Origin of the sequence: Nocardiopsis chromatogenes YIM 90109, assembly GCF_000341185.1 — a bacterium.
GTDB classification, from domain to species: Bacteria; Actinomycetota; Actinomycetes; order Streptosporangiales; family Streptosporangiaceae; genus Nocardiopsis_A; species Nocardiopsis_A chromatogenes.
In genome coordinates, this window is the sequence record NZ_ANBH01000113.1 from 1 (window position 1) to 25,917 (window position 25,917).

General features: G+C 67.9%; 24 protein-coding genes. 13 read left to right on the forward strand and 11 right to left on the reverse strand.

Annotated elements, in window-relative coordinates; all coding sequences use genetic code 11:
* The coding region (locus D476_RS32965) for a DUF7927 domain-containing protein (protein ID WP_017624041.1) at positions 1–728 on the forward strand (728 nt) is incomplete at its 5' end.
* Between the two features lie 104 nt (positions 729–832).
* On the opposite strand, the gene D476_RS0111200 is transcribed toward D476_RS32965, so the two are convergent.
* Positions 833–1,738: an RNA polymerase sigma-70 factor gene (locus D476_RS0111200; protein ID WP_017624042.1), complete on the reverse strand. Its 906-nt coding sequence runs from the start codon at positions 1,736–1,738 to the stop codon at positions 833–835.
* A gap of 552 nt (positions 1,739–2,290) precedes the next feature.
* Between D476_RS0111200 and D476_RS0111205 the strand changes: the two genes are divergently transcribed.
* The 3 genes from D476_RS0111205 to D476_RS0111215 all read left to right on the forward strand — a co-directional run bounded on the left by D476_RS0111205 (position 2,291) and on the right by D476_RS0111215 (position 7,424).
* The gene (locus D476_RS0111205) at positions 2,291–5,722 is read left to right on the forward strand and encodes a protein kinase domain-containing protein (RefSeq protein ID WP_017624043.1); all 3,432 of its coding nucleotides are present in this window, start codon (positions 2,291–2,293) and stop codon (positions 5,720–5,722) included.
* Positions 5,719–7,044 (forward strand): protein kinase domain-containing protein, encoded by a 1,326-nt coding sequence (locus D476_RS0111210; protein ID WP_017624044.1) that lies wholly within the window; start codon positions 5,719–5,721, stop codon positions 7,042–7,044. Before D476_RS0111205 ends, D476_RS0111210 begins: the two co-directional genes overlap by 4 nt.
* Before the next feature lie 86 nt (positions 7,045–7,130).
* Entirely contained in the window at positions 7,131–7,424 is a 294-nt protein-coding gene (locus D476_RS0111215) for a hypothetical protein (RefSeq protein ID WP_026123417.1), read from the forward strand.
* A gap of 326 nt (positions 7,425–7,750) precedes the next feature.
* Here the strand turns inward: D476_RS0111215 and D476_RS0111225 are convergent, their stop codons facing one another.
* Positions 7,751–8,320, reverse strand: a complete 570-nt coding sequence (locus D476_RS0111225; RefSeq protein WP_017624046.1) for a TetR/AcrR family transcriptional regulator — start codon at positions 8,318–8,320, stop codon at positions 7,751–7,753.
* A 104-nt stretch (positions 8,321–8,424) separates the two neighbouring features.
* Here D476_RS0111225 and D476_RS0111230 point away from each other — a divergent pair, with 104 nt between their 5' ends.
* Positions 8,425–9,327 carry an alpha/beta hydrolase family protein gene (locus D476_RS0111230; RefSeq protein WP_017624047.1) on the forward strand — a complete coding sequence of 301 codons (903 nt, stop codon included), beginning with the start codon at positions 8,425–8,427 and terminating at the stop codon, positions 9,325–9,327.
* A 78-nt stretch (positions 9,328–9,405) separates the two neighbouring features.
* Here the strand turns inward: D476_RS0111230 and D476_RS0111235 are convergent, their stop codons facing one another.
* A complete protein-coding gene (locus D476_RS0111235) occupies positions 9,406–10,584 on the reverse strand; it encodes a N5-glutamine methyltransferase family protein (RefSeq protein ID WP_017624048.1) in 1,179 nt (392 codons plus the stop codon).
* A 397-nt stretch (positions 10,585–10,981) separates the two neighbouring features.
* On the opposite strand from D476_RS0111235, the gene D476_RS37385 reads away from it, so the two are divergent.
* Genes D476_RS37385 through D476_RS37395 form a run of 3 tightly spaced genes read left to right on the forward strand, consistent with a single transcriptional unit; the run spans position 10,982 to position 14,431 of the window.
* Positions 10,982–11,308, forward strand: coding sequence for a hypothetical protein (locus tag D476_RS37385; RefSeq protein ID WP_152529316.1), 327 nt, complete (start codon positions 10,982–10,984; stop codon positions 11,306–11,308).
* Between the two features lie 28 nt (positions 11,309–11,336).
* Positions 11,337–13,910 carry a TPR repeat region-containing protein gene (locus tag D476_RS37390; RefSeq protein ID WP_152529317.1) on the forward strand — a complete coding sequence of 858 codons (2,574 nt, stop codon included), beginning with the start codon at positions 11,337–11,339 and terminating at the stop codon, positions 13,908–13,910.
* Entirely contained in the window at positions 13,904–14,431 is a 528-nt protein-coding gene (locus D476_RS37395) for a hypothetical protein (protein ID WP_152529318.1), read from the forward strand. Before D476_RS37390 ends, D476_RS37395 begins: the two co-directional genes overlap by 7 nt.
* A gap of 156 nt (positions 14,432–14,587) precedes the next feature.
* On the opposite strand, the gene D476_RS0111240 is transcribed toward D476_RS37395, so the two are convergent.
* Positions 14,588–15,172: a TetR/AcrR family transcriptional regulator gene (locus tag D476_RS0111240; RefSeq protein ID WP_017624049.1), complete on the reverse strand. Its 585-nt coding sequence runs from the start codon at positions 15,170–15,172 to the stop codon at positions 14,588–14,590.
* A gap of 81 nt (positions 15,173–15,253) precedes the next feature.
* Here D476_RS0111240 and D476_RS0111245 point away from each other — a divergent pair, with 81 nt between their 5' ends.
* The 3 genes from D476_RS0111245 (at position 15,254) to D476_RS37910 (ending at position 17,559) form a co-directional block, all read left to right on the forward strand.
* Positions 15,254–16,624 carry a hypothetical protein gene (locus tag D476_RS0111245; RefSeq protein ID WP_239648676.1) on the forward strand — a complete coding sequence of 457 codons (1,371 nt, stop codon included), beginning with the start codon at positions 15,254–15,256 and terminating at the stop codon, positions 16,622–16,624.
* Between the two features lie 102 nt (positions 16,625–16,726).
* Positions 16,727–17,407 carry a formylglycine-generating enzyme family protein gene (locus D476_RS0111250; protein ID WP_026123418.1) on the forward strand — a complete coding sequence of 227 codons (681 nt, stop codon included), beginning with the start codon at positions 16,727–16,729 and terminating at the stop codon, positions 17,405–17,407.
* A gap of 5 nt (positions 17,408–17,412) precedes the next feature.
* Positions 17,413–17,559 (forward strand): hypothetical protein, encoded by a 147-nt coding sequence (locus D476_RS37910; protein ID WP_017624052.1) that lies wholly within the window; start codon positions 17,413–17,415, stop codon positions 17,557–17,559.
* 294 nt (positions 17,560–17,853) lie between these two features.
* Here D476_RS37910 and D476_RS38945 read toward each other — a convergent pair whose 3' ends face one another.
* The 5 genes from D476_RS38945 to D476_RS0111280 all read right to left on the reverse strand — a co-directional run bounded on the left by D476_RS38945 (position 17,854) and on the right by D476_RS0111280 (position 22,666).
* Positions 17,854–18,000, reverse strand: a complete 147-nt coding sequence (locus tag D476_RS38945) for a hypothetical protein (protein ID WP_239648677.1) — start codon at positions 17,998–18,000, stop codon at positions 17,854–17,856.
* Between the two features lie 1,433 nt (positions 18,001–19,433).
* Positions 19,434–19,802, reverse strand: a complete 369-nt coding sequence (locus D476_RS32975; protein WP_204366980.1) for a cupin domain-containing protein — start codon at positions 19,800–19,802, stop codon at positions 19,434–19,436.
* Positions 19,803–20,168: 366 nt separating this feature from the next.
* Positions 20,169–21,476 carry an AAA family ATPase gene (locus D476_RS0111270; protein WP_017624056.1) on the reverse strand — a complete coding sequence of 436 codons (1,308 nt, stop codon included), beginning with the start codon at positions 21,474–21,476 and terminating at the stop codon, positions 20,169–20,171.
* Between the two features lie 129 nt (positions 21,477–21,605).
* Entirely contained in the window at positions 21,606–21,764 is a 159-nt protein-coding gene (locus D476_RS37915; RefSeq protein WP_017624057.1) for a hypothetical protein, read from the reverse strand.
* Positions 21,765–22,291: 527 nt separating this feature from the next.
* Positions 22,292–22,666, reverse strand: a complete 375-nt coding sequence (locus D476_RS0111280) for a hypothetical protein (protein WP_017624058.1) — start codon at positions 22,664–22,666, stop codon at positions 22,292–22,294.
* 166 nt (positions 22,667–22,832) lie between these two features.
* Here D476_RS0111280 and D476_RS0111285 point away from each other — a divergent pair, with 166 nt between their 5' ends.
* Together D476_RS0111285 and D476_RS36260 are read left to right on the forward strand one after the other, a co-directional pair.
* Positions 22,833–23,720 carry a helix-turn-helix domain-containing protein gene (locus tag D476_RS0111285; protein ID WP_017624059.1) on the forward strand — a complete coding sequence of 296 codons (888 nt, stop codon included), beginning with the start codon at positions 22,833–22,835 and terminating at the stop codon, positions 23,718–23,720.
* Positions 23,717–23,905 carry a DUF397 domain-containing protein gene (locus D476_RS36260; protein ID WP_086002630.1) on the forward strand — a complete coding sequence of 63 codons (189 nt, stop codon included), beginning with the start codon at positions 23,717–23,719 and terminating at the stop codon, positions 23,903–23,905. The genes D476_RS0111285 and D476_RS36260 overlap by 4 nt, the downstream gene beginning before the upstream one ends.
* Here the strand turns inward: D476_RS36260 and D476_RS37400 are convergent.
* Positions 23,902–24,681 carry a hypothetical protein gene (locus D476_RS37400; protein WP_152529319.1) on the reverse strand — a complete coding sequence of 260 codons (780 nt, stop codon included), beginning with the start codon at positions 24,679–24,681 and terminating at the stop codon, positions 23,902–23,904. The two genes, D476_RS36260 and D476_RS37400, sit on opposite strands and share 4 nt — an antisense overlap.
* A gap of 18 nt (positions 24,682–24,699) precedes the next feature.
* Complete coding sequence (locus D476_RS0111295; protein ID WP_017624061.1) at positions 24,700–25,869, reverse strand: C40 family peptidase; 1,170 nt, start codon at positions 25,867–25,869, stop codon at positions 24,700–24,702.
* Positions 25,870–25,917 lie beyond the last annotated feature (48 nt).

Genomic DNA, 25,917 nt, shown 5'->3' on the forward strand with positions numbered 1-25,917 from the left:
GCGCGGAAGACGCCGCGCCCGCCCCGACCGGACGCACCATCGGCGGCGAGGTCGAGGACCACCCGGTCGTGATCAGGGACCGCGCCCTGGAGGTCGCCAAGTCGGTCGACCCCGCCGGACCCGTGCAGCCGGGCGACACGGTCACCTACACCGTCACGGCCACCAACACCGGCAGCGCGGCCTATACCGAGGACGACCCGGCCGTGGTGTCCGACGACCTGAGCGGCGTCCTGGACGACGCGGCCTACAACGAGGACGCTGCCGCCTCGGCCGACGGCGCGCCCCTGGGAGAGGTGTCCTACAGCGCTCCCGAACTGACCTGGTCGGGCCCGCTGGAGCCCGGCCAGACCGTCACGCTCACCTACACGGCGACCGTCGGCGACCTGGGCGGCGGCGACGGGAAGCTCACCAACGCGGCCACCACGGACGATCCGAACGGCCGCTGTGAGGGCGACGACCCCGCCAACTGCGGCACCGAGGTGGACGTCGTGCCGCCCGCCCCGTCTCCTTCGCCCTCTCCCACGCCCAGCCCTGAGCCGGAACCGGAGCCCGAGCCGTCGACCGACGAGCCGGTTCCGCCGGACGAGGCGGACCCGCCCCACGGGGACGGCGGCGGCTACCTGCCCCTGACGGGCGGGGCGGTCACCGGCATGCTGGCCGCGGGCGCGCTCCTGATCGCCGTCGGCACGGCGGCGCTCCGGGCGTCGTACCTGCGCCGGTCGGCCTGACACAGCCCCCTCACCGGGGCCCACGGGGGTCCACGCCGCGGGCGTGGGCCCCCTCGTGCAGCCTCGTGCGGCCGCCCCCGGCGCGTCGCCCTCGCCTCGGCCCCTCACCTCCCCAGGGCCGTCTCCTCGCCGAAGCGGGACAGCTTCTCCGGGTTGCGGACGTTGTAGATCCCGGTGATCAGGCCGTCCTCGACCCGCAGCGTCAGCACGCTGTCGATCTGCCCGCCCATGCGGATCAGCAGCCCCGGCCACCCGTTCACCTGCACCGGATCGATCCTCAGCGTCCCCTCGACCCGGCTCATGCCGATCTTGAACAGGCGGGCCACCCGGTCGGCGCCCACCACCGGCTTGGAGACCGCCTGCTTCACGCCGCCGCCGTCGGCCAGCACCACCACGTCCGGCGCCAGGGTGTCCAGCAGCCCCTGCAGGTCCCCCGTCTCCACCGCCCGCCGGAAGGCGTCGGTCACCGCCCGCGTCTCCTTCGGGGACGCGGCACCGCGCGGGCGCCGCTCGGCGACGTGCGCCCGCGCCCGGTGGGCGATCTGCCGGACCGCGGCCTGCGACTTGCCGACCGCCTCGGCGATCTCCCCGTACCCGATGTCGAACACCTCGCGCAGCACGAACACCGCCCGCTCGGTCGGCGCCAGCGTCTCCAGCACCAGCAGCATCGCCGTGGAGATGCTGTCGGCCAGCTCGACGTCCTCGGCCACGTCGGGGGCGGTGAGCAGCGGTTCGGGCAGCCACGGGCCGAAGTAGCTCTCCTTGCGGCGCCCGAGCGCGCGCAGGCGCGTGAGGGACTGGCGGGTGGTGATCGTGACCAGGTAGGCGCGCCGGTCCCGCACCGATGCGAGGTCCACGCCCGACCAGCGCATCCACGTCTCCTGGAGGACGTCCTCGGCGTCGGCCGCCGAGCCGAGCATCTCGTAGGCGACGGTGAAGAGCAGGTTGCGGTGTTCGACGAACGCCTCCGTCGCCGCGTCCACCGTCGCGTCACCCTCGGGCTCGGGCATGGCGTGCTCCTGTCGCGTCTCGCGGCCGTTTCCCATGGGACGCCGGACCGCCCTCGACTGTGACACACCGGGCCGACCGGGCCAGGAGGGCGTGCACCCCGGCGAGGACGGATCGCCGGGGTGGGAGCACGGGAGAGGAATCGCGGGCACGGGTCCGCAGCCCCGTCGACGGCCCCCATCAGCCGTCCCAGGAGAGGCCGGCAGACCCGCACCCGCGGCGCCGCCCCATCGGCCGGCGCCGTCTCCGCCACCGCACCGGTCGCGCGTCGCAGTGATCGCGACCGGCCACGCACTCATGATCACCGCGTGGGGACCGACCGCACAACGGTCTTCGACCACTCTCGAAATACGCAGATGGCCACGGAGATCGGAAACGCGTTCACATTCTCCGGGCCCGGTCGAAAGGGAACGGACACCGGGTTCCGGTCTGAGCACGGTCGTCCACCGCCCGTCAACGACCCCGCCGCCGTCCGGACATCGTGTTTTCACCCGTTCCTCCTCCGGCTGGGGCAGGGTCGGCCTGTTCGACGGCGGGAGGGATGGGTGAGGCGCGTGGGCGCACCGCGGACGTGGCGGGTCGGTGACACGGTCGACGGCCGATACGAGGTCGCGCAGGTGCACGGGCAAGGCGCCATGGGTCTCGTCCACCGTGTCCGGCACCTGGGCTGGGGCGCCGACCTCGCGGTCAAGAGCCCGCGCCCCGAGATGTTCACCGACGCCTCGGGGCGCGCGCGCTTCATCGCCGAGGCCGAGGCCTGGGTGGGGCTGGGCCTCCACCCGAACGTCTGTGCCTGCCATTACGTCCGCGTGCTCGACGGCATCCCCCGGGTGTTCGCCGAGTACGTGCGCGGCGGAAGCCTGCGGGACCGGATCGACGACGGGAGGCTGTACGCGGGCGGCCCGCGCCGAGTGCTCGCCCGTGTCCTCGACCTCGCGATCCAGGCCGCGCGCGGCCTCGACCACGCCCACTCCAAGGGCCTTGTGCACCAGGACGTCAAGCCCGCCAACATCCTTGTGGACGAAGACGGGACCGCCAAGATCACCGACTTCGGCCTGGCGCGCGCCCGCACGGCTCCCCCAGCCTCGGGCCCGGGGCCCGCGCCCGCCGGCCCCCAGGCGAGTGCCGTGGCCCCGAACGGGGGGCTGACCCCTGCCTACGCCTCGCCGGAACAGGCCGAAGGACGCCCGCTGGGCCGCCGCAGCGACGTGTACAGCCTGGCCGTGTCCGTGCTGGAGATGTTCACCGGCGGGATCACCTGGATGTCCGGATCGGTCGCGGGGGCGGCGCTGGAGGCCGTCCGCGAGGAGGGCGGCTCCGACGCCCTGGCGGTCGGCCTGCCCGAACGGACCGCGGCCCTGCTCGAACGGTGCCTGCGCACGGACCCGGCGCAGCGCCCCGGGTCGATGGCCGAGGTCGCCGAGGGGCTGGCGGAGTCCTACCGGGATGCGCTGGGGCACGACCACCCGCGCCCTGTCCCCGTCGCCGCCGACCTGCGCGCCGACGAGCTCAACAACCGCGCTCTGTCCCTGCTCGACCTGGGCCGGACGGGCGACGCGGACGCGGCGTTCGAGGAGGCCCAGGCCGCCGACCCGCGGCACGTCCCGAGCGCCTACAACCGCGGGCTGCTGCGCTGGCGCCGCGCCGAGGAGACCGATGAGGGACTGCTCTCACGCGTGGAGGCGCTGCGCGACGGCGACGGGGAGCCCGGACGGGTCCGACACCTGCTGGCGCAGGTGCACCTTGAGCGCGGCGACCGCCGATCCGCCCGCGCGCTTCTGGAGGAGAACGGGCGCGAACACCCCGGTGCATCTGAGGACGCGCCGCTCTGGGCGGCCCTGCGCTCGCGGACCGCACCCGACTCACAGGCCGAGGGCATGTTCGAGGTGCCCTGGCATTCGGCCTTCGACTCCACCCGTATGCGGCCCCTGGACCCGCCGGCGCGGCTCACCCCGGACGGAGGGCTCGCCCTGACCGGGGGCAACGATGGCGGCGTGCGCCTTTGGGACCTTGTGGGAGGGCGCTGTCTGCGAACCCTGGAGGGCCGGGGGCTCGGGGTCGGTTCCTGCGACGTCAGCGCCGACGGCCGATACGCGGTCTCCGCGTACAGAGGCGTCGGAATCCGCTTCTGGGACCTGGAGGAGGGCGTCCGCCTCCACGATTTCACGGACCCCGGCAAGGGGCACCTGGCCGACACCGGGGACGCACGCATCGACGCCCTGGGGCGGACCGCCGTCGCCGTCGTGGAAGAGAGCCGGGGCGTGTGGAAACTGTGGGTGTGGGACTTCCGCCGGGGACGGGCCGAACGCAGGATCGACCTCGGGCGTGCGGACGGCGCCGGGTACGGCGTCACGCTCAGCGGTGACGGCCGCCGGGCGCTCGTGACCTCCTGGGGAACGGCCCCCTCGTGGATCTGTCACCTCGCTGACGGCGGCCTCCACCGACTCCAGGGCCGCTCCGACAACGTCACGGCGGCCTGGATGAGCCACGACGGCCGCTCGGCCGCCACGGCATCCCGAGGCGACGCCATCCGCGTGTGGGACACCGCCACAGGGCGGTGCACGACCGAGATCCCCTCGCGCGTGGGCGAGATCGGCTCTCTCTCCCTCAACGACCACGCGAACCGGGCGATCACCGGCGGGCACGACGGCAAGGTCCGCTTCTGGGACCTGGCTGGAGGCCGCTGCCTGCGAACGTTCGACGGGCACGGCGCCACGGTCGTCGCCGTACAGACCGTCGCCGACGGTTGGGCCGGTGTCTCCCTGGGCGCGGACAACACGATGCGCCGCTGGAAGCTGGGCCCGCCCGGGGCGCAGGTCGCCACGACGTACCTCGTCCGCCCCAGCCCGCAGACGGAGCTGAACCGTCGGCGCGCCGAAGCGGAGGGACTGGTCGCCAGGGCGGAGCGCGCGATCGCCGAGCACCGCCCTTCGGACGCGGTGCCACTGCTCGCCAAGGCCCGCACGGTACCCGGCCACGAACGCGCCCCCCGGGCGATGGCCGCCTGGCGTGCCCTGGGAACGTCGGTGCCCCGCACCGGGCTCCGATCGGCATCACCCCTCAGGACGCTCTCCGGCCCGACGCGGACCGGCGACGCCGTCGCGATCTCGGCGGACGGCAGGTTCGGGATGTCCAGGGGCGGGAACACGGCGCACCTGTGGGACCTCTCCCAGGGGACCCTTCTTCGTGAGGTCGCCAAAGAACGCCTGGGGAGCATCGGCCTGAGGGCCGACGGACGGCGAGCGATGACCGTCTCCCTGTTCACCATCGAGATCCAGGAGACCGGTCCCGACGCGCGCGTGGTGGCGAGCCTCAACACCGGCTCCCTCGGCGGAGCGCCCCGAGGCGGCGGGCTGCTGGGCCCGGGAGCAACCCAGGTGCATCTCAGCGGCGACGGCACACGCGCTCTGGGGGCTTGCCACGACGACACGCTCCGCATGTGGGACGTGGAGGCCGGCACCTGCCTCTGGGCTCGGGAAGGACCGGGGAAGAAGGTGGGCTCATTCTGGCTCACACCCGACGGGCGAAGGGCCGCCGCCTTCGGCGACGACGGCGAGGTCGTCGTATGGGACGGCGACGGAACGGAGCAGGTGCGGTTCCGCCACGGCGACGGGATGCTCCGCATGGACAAGGTGTGCCTGAGCAACGACGGTCGGCGCGCCCTCACCGTCAGCTTCAGCGCCGGGCCCGACCCGGAACTCCGGTTGTGGGACGCGTCGACCGGCGAGCGCCTGAGCACCTTCTCCCATGGGCCGACGATGGTCAGCGCGCTGCACATCACGGGCGACGGCCGCTTCGCGGTGACCGGAAGCCTCGACGGCGGGATCCATGTGTGGGACGCCGACGCGGGCGAACTCCTCCGCGTCCTCGAAGGGCACACCGCCATCGTCGGTTCCCTCGCACTCTCCTCCGACGACGCCTTTCTCCTCAGCGGAAGCGGCGACGGCACCGCCCGCCTGTGGGAACTGGACTGGGAGCTGTCATGACACCGGCGAACCCGGCCGTCACCCTGGAAGCGGTCGAAGGCCGCCTCGATCGTGCCCGATGGGTGTTCGAGGAGCGGACCACGTGCCTCCTCGGGCGCGCCGACGACTGCGACCCGCGGCTGCCGAACGACGAGCACCACCGGACGGTGTCCCGGCACCACTGCCTGATCGACATCAGCCCGCCGCACGCGCGCATCCGCGACTTCGGGAGCCTCAACGGCACCTACGTCAACGGGGTCCGGATCGGCCGCAGGGAGCGGGACCAGTCGCCGGAGGAGGCGGCGGCGGTCGCCTTCCCCGAACACGACCTCAAGGACGGCGACGAGATCAGGGTGGGACGGACGGTCCTCCGGGTGGAGGTGAGCGCCGGCCGGGAGGAACAGGCACCGGAGCCGCCGCCCGCCGCCCCGGGCGAGTCCCCGGTCAAGGCGCTGCGGGCCCTGCTGGACCGGGCACGCGGCGGGCGGGCCGACCTTGCCGCCATCGCCGGGTACACGGTGCTGCGCGAGCTCGGGCGCGGCGGCATGGGCGCGGTCTACCTGGCCCGTCATGAGGCGACCGGTGAGCAGGTGGCGCTGAAGGTGATGCTGCCCAGGGCGGCGGCGAGCGCCCAGGCCCGCGCCCGGTTCCTGCGGGAGGCGGAGTTGACCGGGGCGCTGCGGCACCCGAACGTCGCCGAGCTTCGCGCGTCGGGATTCGCCGACGGCCTCTTCTACTTCACGTTGGAGTTCTGCGCGGGCGGGGGCCTCGACGGGCTGATGGCGTCCCGGGGCGGAAGGCTCCCCGCCGACGAGGCGACCGCGCTGGCCGTGCAGGCGCTGCGCGGGCTGGAGTACGCCCACTCCAAGGGGGTGGTGCACCGCGACCTCAGCCCGTCCAACATCCTGCTCGACCGCCCCGACGGCGGCGGAGCCCCGGTCGCCAAGATCGCCGACTTCGGCTTGGCCAAAGCCTTCGACCAGGCGGGGCTGAGCGGCCTGACCCGCACCGGGACGGCGGCGGGCAAGCCGCACTTCATGCCGCGGCAGCAGGTGGTGAACTTCAAGAACGCGTCGCCGGCCGTGGACGTGTGGGCGATGGCCGCGTGCCTGTACGCGGCGCTGACCGGCCGTGCGCCCCGCGACTTCCCCCGCGGCAAGGACCCGTGGCAGCTCGTGCTGCAGACACCGGCGGTCCCCGTCCGCGAGAGGGCGCCCGATGTGCCGCGGGCCCTGGCCGACGTGGTCGACCACGGCCTTCGGGAGCGCCCGGCGATCGGCTTCGCGACCGCGAGGGAGATGCTCGACGCCCTCCAGGAGGCCACCGGCGTCCCCGGCCCCTGACCGGTGGACGGCGGGCGGCTTCTCCCGCCGTCCACCGGGTTCCGTTGTCGTCCCGGCACCTGCCGCCCCCACTTCCAGGAGGAAGCATGCGTTTGGAACCGCCCACACCAGAGGAGATCAGAGCCAACTTCGAGGGCGCCTTGGAATCCGTCCGCAACGGCGGAGGCGTGAACTCGGAGACCGGCCTGGACATGGAGACCGAAGGTGCCCTCTGGGCCATCGCCGCCGCCCACCCGAACATCCCGGATTCGCTGATCGAGACGGCCCGCGCAGAGTTCGCCGCCCAGATGGACGGCTCCCACGCGGCGGCACGCCGGGCCTACCTGGAGCGCCGCTTCGCCCGCACTGAACTCGACGACGATTCGCCGATCCCCGAATGAGCGCGATCACGTGGACGGGACGTCGGGCACCTGCCGCCACAGGGAGGTGCCTTCCCGCCGCCGGGCCTCGTCCAGGGGATCGGCGCTGTCCACGCCGGTACTGAGGTTTTCACCGGTCAGTTGTCGGGCGTGTTTCTCGGAGGCTTTTCGATCAGCGAGCGGCCGTCGCCCCTACTGCGCCGGCTTCGCCAGGGTGGCGCAGCGGGGGTCCGGGCGGCGCTCGCAAGCCGGGGCGCGACGTCCATCCTGGTCGGTTGTCCGGGCGTCCCGGCGCAGCGAGCGTCGTTCTGGTGGTCGCGAGCCGAGAACGATCCGGGGAACACGCCCTAAGGCGCCGCGCGGCACCCGTCCAAGAGGACGCCGACCATGCGCTTGGCGTCGGCCTGCTCGTAGTCGGGGCCGGTGATGCAGAGGTTTCCGATGGCGCGCATGAACGTGTAGGCGGTGATGCCGGGGCGGAGTTCCCCGGCGGCGGTGCAGGCGTCCAGCAGTGTCGCGCAGGCGGGGACCAGGGTGTCGAGCATGAGGGCGTGGAGGTTCTCCAGCCCCGGGTCGCCGGACCCCAGAGCCGCGCCGAGGCCGTGCTTGGTCACGAGGAAGTCCGCGAACGCGTCCACCCAGCGGGTCAGGGCGGTGAACGGGGACTCCGCCTCGTCCAGCAGCCGGGGCGCGAGCGCGGCGCAGGTGTCGATCTGGTGCCGGTAGACGGCGGTGACCAGGTCCGCCCGGGTCGGGAAGTGGCGGTAGACGGTGCCGACGCCGACCCCGGCGCGTTCGGCGATGTCGCGGACGGGGGCCTGCACCCCCTGGTCCACGAAGGCCGCCGCGGCGGCCTCCAGCACGCCGCTGCGGGTGCGCTGCGCCTGTGCCTGGCGTACTCCGACCGGTTCGGGCACGTGGGGCCTCCCCTTGCTCGCGGAACATTGTTCCGCTAAATTGACGGAACATCGTTCCGTCAATGTACGGCAGAACACCCCACGCGAGAAAGCACAGGTACCCCATGCCCTCCCACCGCCCCGGCCAGCGGATCACCGCGGTCAAGCCCATCACCGTCCCCGCCCCCGGCCGCGACGCCGGCCTCCAGGTGAAGGTCACCGCCCCGACGGCCGGCCGCGACCTGCCCGTCATCGTCTTCTCCCACGGCAACGCCTGGTCCATGGACGGGTACGCGCCCCTCGCCGACCGGTGGGCCGCCGCCGGGTTCGCCGTCGTGCAGCCCACCCACCTGGACTCCCGCCGCAACGGCATCGGATGGGACGACCCGCGCTTCGCCACCATCTGGCGGGTCCGGATCGCCGACCTCCACGCGGTCCTCGACGGCCTCGACGGCATCCTGGCCCAGGCCGACGGCCTGCAGGACCGCGTCGACCGCGAACGCACCGCCGTCGTCGGCCACTCCTGGGGCGCGCAGACCGCGGGCGCGCTCCTCGGCGCGCGCGTGTTCGACGCCGACGGCGCTCCCGGTGAGGACTTCTCCCACCCCGCGGCCGCGGCGGGCGCGCTGATCGCCGCGACCGGGACCGGCGACTCCCTCACCCCGTTCGCCGCCGAGCACCTTCCGTTCATGCGGCCGGACTACTCCACCATGGCCGCTCCGACCCTGGTCATCGCGGGCGGCAAGGACCGGTCGCAGCTCTCCACCCGCGGGCCGGAGTGGTTCACCGACGCCTACCACCTCAGCCCGTCCCCCAAGAGCCTGCTGACCATCGACGAAGGTGAGCACTCCCTGGGCGGCATCGTCGGCGAGGAGGCCGCCGAGACCACCGACGAGGACCCCGCCCGCGTCGCCCTGGTCGCCGACGCGGTCGCGGCCTACCTGCTCGACACCCTCAAGGTCGACGGCACCGCGTGGAACGCCTTCGCGCAGAGGGCCGACGGCACATGGAGCGTGTCCGACAAGTAGGCCGCGTCGGCCGGGGCCATGCCGTGCGGCCCCGGCGGCCCCGGCGCTTCAGGCCGCTGCTTCAGGTGGACTGAAGATTCAGGTGGACGACGGCCTCGCCCCGCCCTCCGGCACCAGCCGCCACAGGGAGGTGACCTCCCGCCGCCGGGCCTCGTGCAGGGGGTCGGCGGTGTCGTCGGCGCGCGGATGGCTCGGGGCGGTGTCGAGGCGGTCGGCCACGCACAGCCCGGCGTCGGCGATGGCGCCGAGGAGTTCGGCACGGGTCCTCAGGCCCACGTGCTCGGCGAGGTCCGACACCACGAGCCAGCCCTCCCCGGCCGGGGTCAGGTGGGCGGCAAGACCGTCGAGGAAGCGGTGCAGCATGGCCGAGTCGGGGTCGTAGACGGCGCGGTCCAGGTCCGAGCTGGGCTGCCCCGGCAGCCACGGCGGGTTGCAGACGACGACGTCGGCGCGCCCGTCCGGCCAGGGATCGGCCTCGACCACGTCCACCCGGTCGGCGAGCCCGAGCCGCTCCATGTTGGCGCGGGCGCAGGCGACGGCGCGGGGGTTGATGTCGGTCGCGACCACGTTCTTCGCACCCCGCCGGACGAGGAGGGCGGCGAGCACGCCGGTGCCCGTGCCGAGGTCGTACACGGCCGGATGCTCGATCCCCTCGGGGAACGGCGCCTGGGCGACGAGGTCCAGGTACTCGCTGCGTGTGGGTGAGAAGACGCTGTAGGCCGGGTGGATGCGCGCGCCGAGTTGGGGGACCTCGACGCCTTTCAGGTGCCATTCATAGGCGCTGAGCACACCGACGAGTTCCATGAGCGAGACACACGTCCGCTCTTCGGCGCCTTCGCTCCCCTCCCCATAGGCATGCACGCAAGCCGCCCGCACGTCCGGCGCGCGGTGCAGGCGCAGGGACCGGTCGGGCTCCAGGACGACGAGCAGCCGCCCGAGCAGCCGGGCCCGGTCGGCACGGGCGCTGCGGTGTTCATGGAAGAGCGCCGCAGCGTCCTTCTTGCCGGTCGCGCCCCGGCGGGAGCGCTTCTGCAGCTCACGCTGGTGCCGCCGGTCGAGCGCACGGAGGAGCTGGCGCCCGTTCTCGTAGTCGCCCTGCCACAGGACCCCGATATCGGCGCGGAGGAGCCGGTAGGCGGCGTCCACGGTGGTCCGCTCAGAGGCGACCACCACCCGGGCGGGCGCGGGGGCGGAGTTCTCGGAACGCCAGAGGGCGGTGAGGGAGGCCCCGCTCTCGGACCAGGCGACGGTGGACATGCAGTACTCCAGGGATCGAAGGTGCCGACAGCCAGCAGCGCTTCGATGCAGGGGTCAGGAGTACGACAGGGGCGGCCTGAACAGCCTCAGCCACCACCCGGGAGGGGCCACCCCCGCACCGAAGCACAGGAGCGGCACCATCCGAGCACCGAGCCCATGACCACGGGGGATCCTTCCATCAGGTGGATCGATTCTTACACAGAGGAGAGAGCTCCCACCTGCTGTCGGTCCGTCCTCTCCCTGGGCGTGCCTCCACTTCAGCAGTGGCCGGAAGCGGACCGAACAGGCTCCCTGTCAGCAATCGGTTACCCACAGGGTGTAGTTTCACCTCTCATGGCGAGGATGCCCCCTCTGCCCCCTCCAGGAGCCGACTCCAAGCAGACTTAGAGGTAAAGGAATGGATGAAATAGGCGCCAATCTCGCTGACGCGGCATACAAGAATCAACTTGCCAAGCAAACGGCAGAAGAGTTGAGTGGCATAACCGCAAAATTCACCGAAGCAATGTTGAATGCCAAAGATCAACTAGGAAAGCTTCCGGGTGTCGAGGGTTATGAAGAATATTCCGAGGAATGGGATAATACATTGAAGAGTATGGAGGAACATGCGATGTCGATCGCCTTTGGCGTCGACCAGTCGGCCAGTGATATAAAAACCGTAGACGAAGAGGCACGTGCGGACTATTCAAACATTGGAGGCTTGCTAGGTCGCCAAGTAAACGCATAATATCAAACACCGACCACGAGGATTCAAGATGCATCTACTCTCATTTCATTACAAATCTCCCGACGCCACTTCGGACGAGGCAAAATCTGCAGCAGACCAAATCCTCGAGCTCCTCGGTACGATAACCGGATCCGGGGAGGACGTCGGAAGTAAATTTTCGGACACCGCCGCCGAGTTCACCGACATGATCGCGTCCGAGATCAAAGCAGCGGGAATCTACAACGCTTCGAAATGGCAGAGCGCAGCAATGGCTGTCGTCCACGCCGGAGGGGTGGCGAACAAGTGGTCCTCTCACTTGGAGGACTACAAGACCGCGATCAGCAATCTCAAAGGAGAGGCAGAAGACGCTAAAACTCGCTATCTAGGTGATTCCGGCGAGACAAGCGATATTGACAAGGTAATCAAATACAATGCAGAGATACGCGAGCTGAACGGGCGCGCCGGAAAAGCGTGGGCCGGTCTTGTGGAAGATTCTGAAGCCTGCTCGAATCTCCTCAGACAAGGGCCCACAGAATCAGCGATGGAGGTCCTGGTTACGGAAGGAGGAATCGGGTGGCTCCCCTATAACATATTGGGAGCAGAAATGCCGCTCCCCATAGATGCCAGCGACGGAAAAAAGATGGGGAAGGAGATGGAGCAATACCTTGACGAAGACGGGCGAGTGATCGACGATCGATATTATGAGATTGTTGCAGCTCTAAATGCCGTTAACGCGCGCGCCCTTGAAAAGGCAAAGCGTGGTGAAGACCTTTCAGAAGAAGAAGTTGGCTTCCTTCGGTCCTTCTTCGAAGAGCTGGAAAAACTTGAAGCCGAGCCGCCGACTGCGACCAGCGAGGGCACAGGTTATTCAGAAGGGGTCCTTAGTATCCCAGAGCGCCTCAGCGCCATGGGAGCTATCGACGAATCTGGAAACATCGACGAGCAGTGGCAGGGGTTCGTCGAAGGAATAGGTACAGGCCTTCTCGTCCTTTCAGATGAGACGCTGGGTGGAAGCTTCAAGTACGTTCCTGATTCTGTGGCGAACGCAGTCTACGGGCCACAATCATCCTACTATCAGCAGAAAGAAGGAGTTGAAGATCTCACCTTTGTCGATGGTGAGCAGTACTGGCGCGAAGATATGCGCAACTTGAGTGTGATCCTTGGAGAGTCTAATGATGATACACAAGGCGGGTTCATATTCTCTCGGGAACTCACGGCGGCTGTCGGAGCGAACATTGACACACTCATGAACGACCATAATCCGGGACGTGCTTCTTGGCCTGAATTCTACGCTCCCACCGAGGAACAACTTGAGGGGCTGGTAGACGTATCGACCAGGAACACATCGGCTAATCACGCGATCCTTACTGGAGATGGTGGGACGTACGAGACGGACACCAAGGAGGTGCTGGAAGGGCTGTTCACCTATTCCTGGGAGGATGAAGGTGCAGCTGTCTCTGGCCTTACAGACTGGATCGCTGAAGACGCATTGAGCGATCTCCCTAGTGTGCGGGAGAGGGCTGGAGAGGCAGCCGCAGGACTGGTCGAGCAGATAACAAGCGAAGACATGTTCGCGAAATTGGTGAGTACCGGTGAAACTGTAACAGAACAAACTCCTGATGGTCCGATTACATACGAGAACGCGTCCTTTACCGCACTAAATCCTGAGGTGGCCTCCAGCCTCGGCGATATTTTTGTCAGGTACGTGGACAGTTTTGCATTCCCCACTGGGAACGGAGACGTCGCCTTCGAGCACTCCGAAGGATATGACGGTACCCCGCAAATCAGAATTGGAATGGAAGAGCAGAATTCCATCGACTTCATGCAGTTCCTCATGGGGGATACTGAAACTGCGGCAAAGACCGTGGACACTGCAAACAAGTACTCGGCCATTATGATGGACATTGGCGCGGCCAGCGGGGAACCTGGAATCGCGGGCGATAGAGTGGGGCGTCTCAACGGAATGATGGAGACAGCCCTGCAAAATGATGCATTGGATCGGAACATGGATCTCGACGAGGCAAAGGAGCGAAAGGATAATTTGGTTGCAATGGGACCAAACGTAGTAGCCGACACAGCCTCGCTTTATCCCCCTATCGGAATGGGAGTAAAGTGGGCTATCAATTTTGCAACAGAGGACATCGTAGATACTGTCGTCGAGGAAGCTCCCCACCAGTCAGAGCGTGAAACTAACATTTTCGACCGACAAGGAATGAAGACGCGATCAGATCTGATCGTCCTTGACAACGCAATCGAAAGTGACAGTGAAAATATCGACCGCATGTCCGAGAAAGACCGTGAGACTCTCAAGGATGCAGGGATTCTCGTCCCTGACAGTGATGGCGAACTGCGCGTTGAGATCAGCGAAAATAAGTTGAACGAACTTGATGCCCAGGAACGCGAAGACGTGGACAGGGCCATCAATCAGTCTCTCAATCTGGTCGAGGTCCGGGTAGAAGTACCAGACTCAAGCGCGGGAGGTTACACAGACAGCGGGCGAGATTATTCTGATCAGTACATAAATAATTTCGAAAGAAAGAAGGAGGACATCAAGGATAAGTATGGAGTAAGCGACGAAGAGTACAAGGAGAAGAGGGAAGCACAGAACGGAGGGCCATGGTGATCCGCGGCCTGAAAATACTCGTACCCACGCTCTCAGTACTGCTCGCATTCGGCTGCTCAGGGGGACAGGACGATAGTGAGGCGAGCCCTGACCGCACAGACGAGAATAATGGCGACAACGTCCAAGAAGGTGACGTCTACACCCAACTCCAGTTGACGTCATTGAAGATCCAGTCGGAGCAGCACGAAGAAGATAGCGGAGAAGAGTTCCTGAAGTCACTCGGGAAACGTAATTTCGATATCCTGAAGAGTAGAGGAATCATCCAGGATGAAAATGGAAAGCTAACCGTCAATGATACTCTAGATCCCCAAGACCCCGACTCCTGGGTGAATGACGCCCCGAAACACGACGAGACAAAGAGCGCCCTGTCGGACTTCGAGTACACCTACACTGTCGATTATTGCGGCACGTCAATCTCACCCCATGAGATTATGGATTCATATTTGGACGAAAATTTCGGAACACACAATACGATTGAAGAATACAGGGATGATTATTATCGGTATGTAAACGATTGCTGAAGTTCGGCTTCCGAACAGCGCTATCGAGCCGATGGTCGTGTACGGATTGGTGGGCTGACCCAGGCCAGCTCTATCATCAGGAGGTCGCGCAGCGGGGCTCGGGATGCCCATGGCCAGATAATCCGCCGCCCGACGCAGCCGACGGGTCGGCCGCCGCTACGACGCCCCTGTCCCCACAGCCCTGCGCAAGGTCCTCGACAGCTGCACTCCCACGTCCCGTCGGCTCGTTCCCGTCTTCAGGGACAGCCACGCGCCGAACAGCATCACCCAAAACGTCGTGAGCACCCAGTCCGGCGTCAGCTCCCCGTCGATCTCGCCGGCCTCCTGGCCCTGCACGATCACGGCTAGCAGCGCCTGGACCCGCTCCTCGCCCTCCTCCCAGGCGTCCGGGTCGATCAAGGCGTTGTCGGCGAAGACCAGCCCCAGCACCGACCCCAACCCCAGGTACTCCTGCGCCAGGCGGTCCAGTGAGTTCAGTGCCCCTCCCTCGCCCAGCCGGGCGGCCTCCTCCGCGTGGGCGAACCGGGTGCGGCACTCCTCGTCGACGGCCGCCAGCAGGTCGGCCCGGTCGGTGAAGTGCCGGTGCAGCGTCGACCGGCTCACATCCCCCGCCTCCGCGATCTGCGCCAGCGTGGCCGAGGAGTCCCCCGCCAGGGTCTCGACCGCGGCTTCGACGATCAGCCTGCGGGTCCGGCGCGCGGTGGGCGACAGGTCCGATAGGTCGCTGGTGGTGCGGTGCATGGGGCGATTGTAGGGCGCCGCGGACGCACAGCCGGACCCACGTGTCATTTTTTGCGACACGCATGTGTCACAATGCTCCGCATGAGTCGCATATCTGAGGTACGAGCCACGTGGATGCTCCCAGCGAGCCTGGCGACCGCCGCGCTCGCGAGCGCGGCGCTGGTCGTGGTCGGCCCGCCGCTCGACGGCCCGGTCTCCCTCCCGGTGACGGTGCCGCTGCTGCTGGCCGCCGCCGTTGCCGCGCGGGTGCTCCCCGACCGGGTCGGCGCCGGCATCGGGCTGGTGGCGGTCGTCCTCTCGGTCGCGGCCGCGATCGCCGCCCTCGTCACCCAGCCGGAGGACGGGCTCCGCGCGGTCGCGGTCGGGGTCCGGGGCGTCCAGTTCGCCGCTCTGGCCGTCGCCGCCTATGCGGGCGTCCGGCGACTGGTCAGGCCCCGACGAGGCACCGACGCCCCACGCCGCGACTGGACCCGTCCGGTCCAGATCGCCGGGCTGCTCTGCCTGTCCGCGATCGGCGCCGAACTCCTGGCGGCCTACAGCGACAACACCGGCGACCCCGGCGGCGTTGCGTTCGCCCTGGTCTTCTTCGCCGCCCTCTACGGCGCCCCCGCGCTGCTGGCCCGCGAGCTGGTCCGCCGCCGCGGTTGGGGCTGGCCCAGCCTGCTGCTGCTGTTCGCCGCCCTGGGCACGGCGCAGGCCTGCCTGATCGACCAGTCCCTGTTCAGCGCCGACTACCAGGGATACGAGGGGTGGGAGGAGATCCGCCAGGCCTCCCTCATTCCGCCGCTGGGCATCAGCGCCCACAACGCTTTCAGCTTCATCGTCGGCCACGTGATCTACAGCTTCGCCGCACCGGCCGCCCTCGCCGAAGCCTGGGCGCCGCAGCGTGCGCACAAGCCGTGGCTCGGGCCGGTCGGCGCGGTGGGCGCCGTGCTCGCCTATGCGGCGGCCGCGGCACTGATCCTGTCCGACCCCGAATCGCACTCCGGTTCACCGGCGCAGCTCGCCGTGTCCGCGGCGGTCGTCGCCGGATTCGTCGTCGCCGCGGCGCTCATCGGACGACGGGCGGCCGCCGGGAATCGCCGCCCAACGGAGCCCACGGGACGGCTGCCGCTGTGGCCGGTCTTCGCCGCCGCGCTGCTCGTCGCCCTGCTCATCGACTTCAGCCCGCAGACCTGGGGCGGCGTGCTCCTGAGCGTGGCCGTCACCGGCGGTTTCGGAGTCGCCCTGCTGGCCGCGGCGCGCACGTGGGGGTGGTCCGTCCGCCACAGCGCCGCCGCTGCCTTCGCCTTCCTCCTGGCACGCGGCCTGATGGCGTTCACCTATTTCCCGCTCCTGGGCGACGTCGCCCCGCTGCCGAAGTACGCGCACAACACCGTCATGATCCTGGCCGTCCTCGCGGCCGCCTGGCCGGCGCTCCGGCGGCGTGCGGACCAGGAGGAGCATCCATAGCGGTGGTTCCACCACCCCGTCCCGCCCAGGGCGCCCCGCCGACCGCCCTGCCTCCCCTACCTGAAGACGCCTCGGCAGCGTCGGTAGTGTCGCCCCGTGACCATGGATGCGGCATTGCGAACGGCCTCGGTCCCTCCCGGACCGGTGACCCTCTCGGACCGGCGGACCCAGACCCGGTGGACGACGGAGGTGGGACCGTTCCTCTTGGGGGTCGTTCAGGTCACCCAGGGCCTCTACTTCGACGTCACCGGCGACCGGCCCAGCGCCTCCAGCCGCGATGACCTCCCCGTCGAGAACGTCTCGTGGCTGGACGCGGTCCGCTTCTGCAACGCCCTGTCCCGCCGTGAAGGCCTGACCCCCGCCTACGCCCCGGACGGGCACACGGCCCACTGGGACACCTCCGCCGACGGCTACCGCCTGCCCACCGAGGCCGAGTGGGAGCACGCCTGCCGCGCCGGCACCGCCGGGCCCCGGTACGGCGGCCTCGACGACATCGCCTGGCACGCGGGCAACGCGGACGGCCGCATCCATCCCGGAGGCGGCAAGGCCCCCAACGCCTGGGGCCTGTACGACATGCTCGGCAACGCCTGGGACTGGTGCTGGGACCTCTACGACCCGGACGTCTACGGCGCCTACCGGGTGCTGCGCGGGGGCGGCTGGTCCGACGAGCACTGGAGCTGCCGCGCCTCGGTGCGCCGCCGCAGCCACCCCACCTTCCGCATCGACGACGTGGGGTTCCGGGTGGCCCGCTCGGAACCACCCCCGCCGAGGCCCAATCCATAGGGGCGGTGCCACCACCCGGTCACGCCCAGAACGCCCTGCTCTCCGCCTATCCGGAGCTGAGGCTGCCGCACTTCTCCTGGCACGACCCGTCGTCGCCGGGGGACCCGGGGACCGTGGTCGCGACGATCGCCGCCGCCCTCGCGCCGCGGTGAGCCCCGCCCCGCCGCTTCCGCCCGCCCTCATCCCCATCCGCGCACACGTGCGGCCCTGGACTTCTCCCCCAGGGCCGCACGCCTGTGCCTCCAGGCCATCGCCCGATCGATCCGCCGACACGTCCCTCCGCCCCGTTCGGCGGGGAGCCGTGCCGGACTTTCACAGGGATCGCATTTCCGCCCCGGTCGACATCGGATGTTGTGGATACCCGACACGCCCACCATCGCTGAAAATGTTCGGAAGATCGCCTTCAAGCACGAATCCGGCCGCAGTCAGAAGATCAGAAGAAGCGGTCAGAAGAAGCGCAGGCGCTCACGCATCTGCTTCTCGGGGTCTTCGAGGTAGATCAGCTCACCACGGGCCATCGCCTGCTCCAGGTAGGCGTACACCTGGATGGCGCGGTTGATGACGTCGGTCTGGGTGTCCCCCGTGGCAGCCACGGTCGTGTCGAGGGCCTGGGTCGAACGAGCCGTCAGGTTGACCGTCACACGGGCCGGACCGGAGCCCGAACGCCGGGACCCCCCACGGGCCTGCTGCTGTCCGGACAGGTCTGTCGACTCGGCACTTGAGATGTTGGGCGGCATCACGCGACCTCATTCTTGATCGGCCCGTTCAGGCGCGACGATGACGCAGAGGACTCAGGCACCACCAGTGAACGGGAATGGTTCGGCCGAGCATGCGGCATTGATGACGCCGACGCGACGAGGCCCCTCCCGGGGCGCAGCCGACATCGCCGGGCGGGACGGGACGCACCCTCGAAGGGACGGGGACGCGATCGCTTGCGCACCCCCTCCGGGAAGCCGGTTGTCGGCATGAATCTCATGACTGCCTCCATATACCCGTCTCCCGTTCATGCATCGATCGTACTCATAGAGAGTGCAAGTTCGGCACCTCGTTTGTCAAGGGAGACATTGACTTACACTGTGCGGTCGATGTGCGACCAACAGTAGCCACACCGCATCAGACACCGCCCCCTCTCGGTGTCCATCTGCAAAAACCCCGAGGGAGTGCCACTTCAGGCCGAGGCTTCTCTTCTGCAGCTCGACCGACTTATACGAGTACTTACCGTTCGTCCGTTTCTTGCGCATTTCGACCCATCGCGCCGGACCATCATCGTTCTGCTGCGTGTCACCCCATTCGTACGACATCAGATCAGCATCACCTGTGAGCTTGTTATACGATCGCTCTCTGCTAATGTGACGCCTGTGGATACCCGGCGCTGATGCGTCATGAGCGCCCGAGCGGCTCGAAGGGCACCGAGGGACCGCCCGAGGCGCGTTGACACCTTGATACTCACCACCAGGTTCTGGAGGTCAACGCCTATGGGTGAACCCCGGGGGCAGTCGCCGCAGCGCACTGACGAGGCCCAGGAGGACCCGGCCGACGGGGTCGAAGAACGCGTCCTCACCGGCGACTCCCCCAACACTCGCGCCGATGTCGTCTTCGACAGGACCCCCTGCCGCTTCTCCCTGGAGGCCGGCGTCGGACCGGCACGGGGAGCGATCTCAGGGGAGGCGGGCCCCGGCTCCCCCATGGAGGCGGCCGGGGCCACGCTCGTCACCATGGTGGCCACCGCGATTCCGCCTGCGGGGATCGGCATCCTTCTCGTTCTCACGAAGGCACCGGCCGCCGCAGTGGCCGCCGCCACCGTCTCGGTCTGGCTCCCCCCCCCCCGCCTCCTNTCGCCGCCGTCGGCATCTTCTTCTTGATGCGTCGGCGGCAGAGGCGGCAGAGCTGAAGGACCCGGGCGGGCTCCCCCGTCCTCCCAGGGGAGCCCGCCCGGGCCTCAGTGCTGCGCCCGAAAGGCGATGCCCTGCACGCACCCACCGGCGCCTTCCCGCCCCGGCGACTCAGCGGGTCGTGAAGGATTTCCTCAGGGAGGCCCGCTTCTCCTCTCCCACGAGTCCCTGCCGGGCCCCTCGGGCATCTCGGGGAACCATCTGTCGTGGCGGATGAGGAATCGGCGCCGCTCCTCATCGCTCATGCTCCCGATCTCGCCGAGCTTCGAGAAGTACTCCTCCCGCGCCGCCCCTGGGGCGAACAGCATCAGGAACTCGGCGGGCTCTCCGGAGATGTTGCCGAACGAGTGCATGCCCCCGGGTGGGATGTAGAGGTAGTCGCCCTTGGCCGAGTCCATCCACTGTTCGCCGTCGAAGACGTGGATCTCGCCGGACAGGACGTAGAACGCCTCCGACATCGTCTTGTGGAAGTGCGGCCTGGTCCCGCCGATCGCGGGCCCCATCCGGTTCTGATAGAGCCCGAATAGGCCATCGGCGTCCCGGTCGGCACCGTCCCGATCGAAGAGGACCCAGATCGAAGAGGACCCAGGCATCCTCGCCCTCACGCGCCTTCTCGGCCGCCCTGGCCACGGCCTGCTTCGGTAGCAGGCCGTTCCTGTCGCTGATGGGATGGATCTGGAAGGGAGGACGGTCGTCGCCGCCATCGCCGAACTCGTGGTTGAGGTGGATGAGGTAGTCCGGCTCGGTCACCGCCCCTTCGACGGCGACGAAGAGCACGCGGACATGTCGATCTCGGGACGCTTCCGAAGGCCCGAGGGGGATCTCATCGTCGATGGAGCTGCGCCGACGGCGCCGCCTGTCGCGTTTGCTCACGCGCTCGGCCTCATCCCCGACTGCGCGATCTCCCGCGCGATCTCGCCGGGCGTCAGCCGGGGCACGCCCCCGTACCGTCCCTGCAGGTAGCCGCGTTCAAGGCTCTCCTCCTTACGCGGCTTGGCATCGGTGACGGGGTAGAGCTCAGTGGCTCCGTCACGTCCCTTCCGCGTGATCCACACTTGGTCGCGGTCGAGAGGCCGGTCGACCACGGCGCTGCCCAGGAGCGACACGTCGTGTGTGGTGAAGATGAGCTGGGCTCCGTGAGGGTTGGCGTCCGGGTCCTGGAAGATGCGGACGACCTCGGCGGCGAGCGTCGGGTGGAGGCTGGAGTCGAGTTCATCGACCAAGAGCACGCTCCCGTCAGTCAAGGCTTCGAGCATCGGCCCGAGGAAGGCGAACCATGTGAGCGTTCCCTGTGACTCCTCGGTATTGAAGTCCAGTGCTACTTCCCCGCTGGCTCCCCGGTGCTGGAAGCCGATCAGAGGCTCCTCGAAGGTCTGTACTTCTGCACCCTCCACCGCCCTGGTGTACCGAAACTCCACTTCGACCCCGGCGATGCCGAGATCGGCGACTGAGAGCAGGCGTTCGATCTCCTCACGCTGGGACTTCCCTCCACCGGCCAGCATCTGCGCAGTGAGCCCGGCAAGCCAGGTGCCCCCGCCCATGGAGTCGGTCGGCCACAGACTGTCGACGAACCACCGGTGCAGAGGGCGCAGCTGGGGATCGTTCAACGCGGCGCCGGTCGAGAGGAACAGGGCGTTGGGCCGGGTCATGTCCACGATCGCATCGCGCTTGCCCTTGAAGCCCGCCCCGCGGAAGACGTACTCGTCTCCGCCGTCCTCAGCGCGCTCGGCGTCCCGGTCGAACCACACGTTGCGTTTGCCGTGCGGGTAAGCGTGCAGCCACTCGGCCTCGATGCGCTCGTCGGAGGCCTCGAAGCCGTAGGTGTACCTGGTGCCGGGTTCCCCGAGGACCAGGTCGACCTCAAAGAGGGAGGTCTGCTCCCGGGACTCGCGGTCGAGTTTGAATGGCTGGCGGGGAACCCGGTCAGGGTGTCGGGCCCAGTCCGCGAATGACCGCGTCACAGCTTGCTGCATGAAGGCCAACGCGCTAACCACGTTCGACTTGCCCGAGGCATTGGCGCCAAAGACTCCCACGACCGGTAGCGCGCTGACCGACCTGCCTTTCGATCGGAGAGGCGTCGGCCTGGCCGTCCCTCCATTGAACTCGGTTCCGACGAGGGACAGCGTCTGCTCGTCGCGGATCGAGCGGTGGTTGGCGGTCCGGAATCGGAGCAGCATGCCCGACCTCCTCATTCGACGCCCGGTGAGCCTGCGTCAGATGACTTCTCGTGCAGATCACCTGCACGAGAAAGCCTTAGACAGCGATACGTCAACATCGCTCGCCTCACGGGACGTGCCCCAGGGTCTTCACCCGAAGAGGCCGAGGAGGCGGGCGAGGAGGACGACGGCGGCGACGGTGCAGGAGTAGGGCAGGGCCTCCCAGGCTGTGAAGAGCATCCATTCGCCGCTGGTGCGGCCGGGCAGGTAGGGGAAGGCGTCGGGACGCCGGTGGAAGTGCGCCTTCACGGTGCGGCCCGGCGGCGGAGTTGCCGGACGGGACGGGCCGGGGGGGCAGGGTGGGCGCGAGGTGCCGGGCGGACGGGACGGCGCTGACGGCGCTGACGGCCTCGGGGACGGGAGGTGCCGCAGGTCCAGGGCTCCGGACTCGGCTCTGCGGGCGCGTCTGGCGGCGTGGGCCGTGCGGACGTCGCCGACGGTCGGGGCGGTCGCGCGGGCCTCCGGGCTGAGTTGGCGGGCCGTTTCGAGGAGCCAGGGCGGGAGTTCGGACTCCGGGACATCGTGGCTCGCGCGCGCGTGCGGAGAGCGGAGCAGGGGCGGCGCCAACCGGGTACGGCTGAAGCGCCGGCCGTGTCCCCGGGAGAGGACCAGGCGGACGCGACTGGCTATGGCTGGGGGCTCGTTGTTCATGAGGTCTCCGAGTGGAGCTGTCGGGGGGCGGACTCCGGGGAGGGGAGGGTGTGGGAGTGCGCTGTTGAAAGAGCGGGGGCGCTCCGCCCGGCCCCCTCCGTCCGGGCGGAGCGCGTCGGGGGCGGCTACTCGTCCCGCGTAGGCGGGGTGGGGGCGGCCGCGAGGATGGACTCGATACGACGGGCGAGCTCGGCGTACTCCTCGACCGGGAGGAGGCGGGTCATCTCGGGCTCGGCGATCTCGCGCTCGAAGCGCTGGCCGGGCCACAGGAGCCACCACCAGGGACGGGCGGAGACGGCGTCCGGGCGGAGGATCGCGCGCTGGGAGGCGAACGGGCAGCCGCGGAGCCGGGCGGAGTCGCCGCCGTCGGGGTCGAGGATGTAGGCATCGACGACGGAGACGGAGGTGTCGACGGCTGCCCCGAGGCCGCGCGCTTCGAGCTCCTTGGCCAGCGCGAAGAGCGGGTGGAAGGGCGAGCCGGTGTAGACAGATACAGGCATGAGGTCACCACCTGGAGGCAGAGCTGATACCAATCTCGTGATCAGCCACTTACCCTGAGCATAGATAGTCTCGACTAATTATCAAGCGAGATCATCAAGTCTCTTCTAAATTTCTTATCATCCCAGGTCACAGCCACACACGCCCACGACATCTCAGGAGACAGCCTTGGCTCCCCCACCCGCCCAGCCCCCGACCGTCCGGCATCGGCGCCTCTCCGCCGAGCTCAAGCGGCTCCGCGAAGCGGCCGGAGTCTCCGTGGACGAGGCCGCGCGCACGATCGGCGCCTACCGAACAAAGATCAATCGGATCGAGCGCGGGGAGTGGAAGCGGCTCCGAGAGCGGGACCTGCGCCTGCTGGCGTCGCTCTACGGCATCCCCGAGAGCCACGCGGACGCCCTCGTACGTCTTGCTCGCGAGGCGAGCCGCCGAGGATGGTGGGCCAGCTACTCGGATGTTCTCGGCTCTGGCGCTTACACGAGCATCGAAGCCAGCGCCGGCAAGCTCCGCTTCTACAGCGGGCTACTGATCCCGGGACTCCTGCAGACAAGCAGCTACACCGAAGCCGTACTTCGTGGATGGGGCATCACAGACGAAACAGAGATCCGTCGGAGACTCGAGGCACGCCGCGAGCGCCAGCGCCTACTGGACCGGGCTGACCGCCCTACCGTCGAAGTGATGCTGGATCAGGCTGCCGTCAACAAGGTGATGGGCCGTCCCACCACTATGGCTGAGCAGATTCTGCACCTGATCGAGGCCTGCGAACGAGGGCGGGCAACGGTCCTTCTCCTCCCCGACAGTGCAGGGGCCCACGCAGCCCTCACCGGCCAGTTCGCCATAATGGAGTTCGACTCCGCACACGTGAGCACGGTCGAACCGCCGATCGTCTTCCTCGACAGTGCCCATAATGGACTCTTCCTGGAGGAGCACAACGACGTTACAAACTACATGGAGATATACAAGAAACTCGCGAGTACAGCATTGGACTCAGATAATACCGCCCGCGAGCTGGCCAACCTGGCTAGCAGATTGACCGACCAAGGAGATCGACGGTGATTCAGAACTGGAAGAAGAGCAGCTACAGCAGCGCAAAGGGAGAGGAGTGTGTTGAGGTTTCACTCACTCCGGAGAGACCCATACTCCTCCGCGACTCCAAGAACCCTGGAGGGCCATGGCTTCCGCTCAGCGCACCGGAGTGGACCAGATTCCTGTCAATGGTTGGCGTTCACGCGAGCGACTAACTGACATCATCCGGCAGGATCCTATCGAAGAGTCCTGACATCCGCCGGTCCGTGAGCCTGCTGGCCTGTTGAAACTCCTTCGCCGTCGGCACCTCACCGAGCCTCAGGGACGGCTCTGTGGTGTCAGACAACCGAATCCCATAGACGGCGTTCTTCCCCAGAGCAACGCGAGTGAAAGTCGGACCTCTGTCATCCGAAGAGAGTATCCCGTAGAAGTATCTTCCCTCATCAGCGCTCTGCTTGTCATCCTCCTCTACTTCGATCGATTCGTACTCCTCCGAAACCTGACTGAGCTGCGCCTCGTATTCAGTGCTAGCCAGCTCAGTCATCTTTTTCCCCTCAGGAGGCCCTACGAATGCCTCGAAGGAGAAGGTGAACTCCCAGTCTTCCCCGTCTGGCGAGCTAACGCTCCAGGTACAGCTGTCACTCACTACACGACCTTTACCGTCAACCTTGCGATCTTGATAGTTCTCCCCTTCCTCCCCTTGCCTTTTTGCCTCGTTGGCCTTCAGAAGCCCAAACGACTGAATGTACTTACATGCCTCGACACTGGCTACGTCGAGGGAAGGTCGCGGCTTAGGCTCGGGAATGGGACCTGAACGTCCCGACGGATCAGGATCACCGGATAGCGAATTGACGATCAGGCGTCCGCCGCCTACGACAACGGCGAACATGAGAACAGCGGCCAGCGTCCCGCATCCGAAGACAACGCCGAACGCCTTCCAGCCATGAAGCCCTTTCTTCTTCGGCTCGCTCTTCGTCTTCTCCTCGGGCATAGCCTCTCTGACCCTCGCTTAGGGGTTCTGCTGCTCCAACTGCGCCTTCACGTCCGGGTGCTCCAGCGGCCGCGTGAAGCCGAGGATGTCCGCACGGCTCGGGTCATCATACTCACGGGTCGCGATCGGACCGCAGTCGGTGCACCAGGCCTCCACCATCAGCCCGTCCCCGATCACCATGCCGACGTGCCCCGGGCCGGGCGGCTCATTCGACCGGCTCACGTCGAAGAACACCAAGTCCCCGGGCTGTTCCTCGCCCTGTTCGACTTCCGGGCCGAACTTCCACTGGTCCTGCGAGATCCTGGGAATCGAGACACCGATGCTCTCGTACGCCTTCATCAACAGCCCGGAGCAGTCGAACGCGTCCGGCCCCGTCCCCCCGTAGAGATACGGCTTCCCACGCTGAGCCAACGCCCAATCGACCACGGCCTGCGAAACCTCGTCCGGCGCCTGACCGATCGGCGCCCCCTTGGTGTCGACCGTGCAGTTCACCGCGGTCTCGATCGCCCCGCTCGCGTCGAAGTCACCGTCGGCATACTGGTCGGCCCACCCCATGACGTCATCCACGTACCACCAGGCGTGGTTGTACGAGTAGATGGCCTGTCGGACGTCGTCCTTGATCCCGTTGGCGATCAGGTAGTCAGCGGCGGCCGGGATCGCGTCCTCTGGGTCGTAGACGCTGACCACGCCGTCCTCGTTGCCGTCCTGGCCGTACCCCTCCTCGGGGCGGTCATCGGCATCCATGATCGGCTCGCCGCCCCAGCTGTTGCCTGCAGCAGATCCGTCCAGGGCACCGAACTGCATGGGCCCGGCGGCGCCCCAGTCGTTGTGGCCCTCGGTGATGCCGGGGCCTTCCCAACGCCCATGCTTGCTCTCCACCTGGCCGATGCCGGCGAGGATGTTCCAGGGGATCCCCTTCTCCTCGCCCCACTCCTTGTAGAGCTCCAAGTAGTTCTCAGGGATCGAGTCCTCGGCGTAGCCGCTGCTCTGCGCCTGGTCACTCGCCGGATCACTGGTGCACTGAAGCCTGGAGATCTGATTGAAGACGCCCGGGTTCACCACGGTCGTCGTCACTGCGACGATGCCGAGGATGAGCGCTCCGATCATGAGCACCCCGACCCCGACCGCCAACCGCGTCGCGACCGCGCCTTGGTCGCCTTGCGCATGCTTGGCAAAGAGGGAGATCATCAGCCACCTACCGGGGGATGGGCGACGGACACGTCAGCAGCGGAGTGG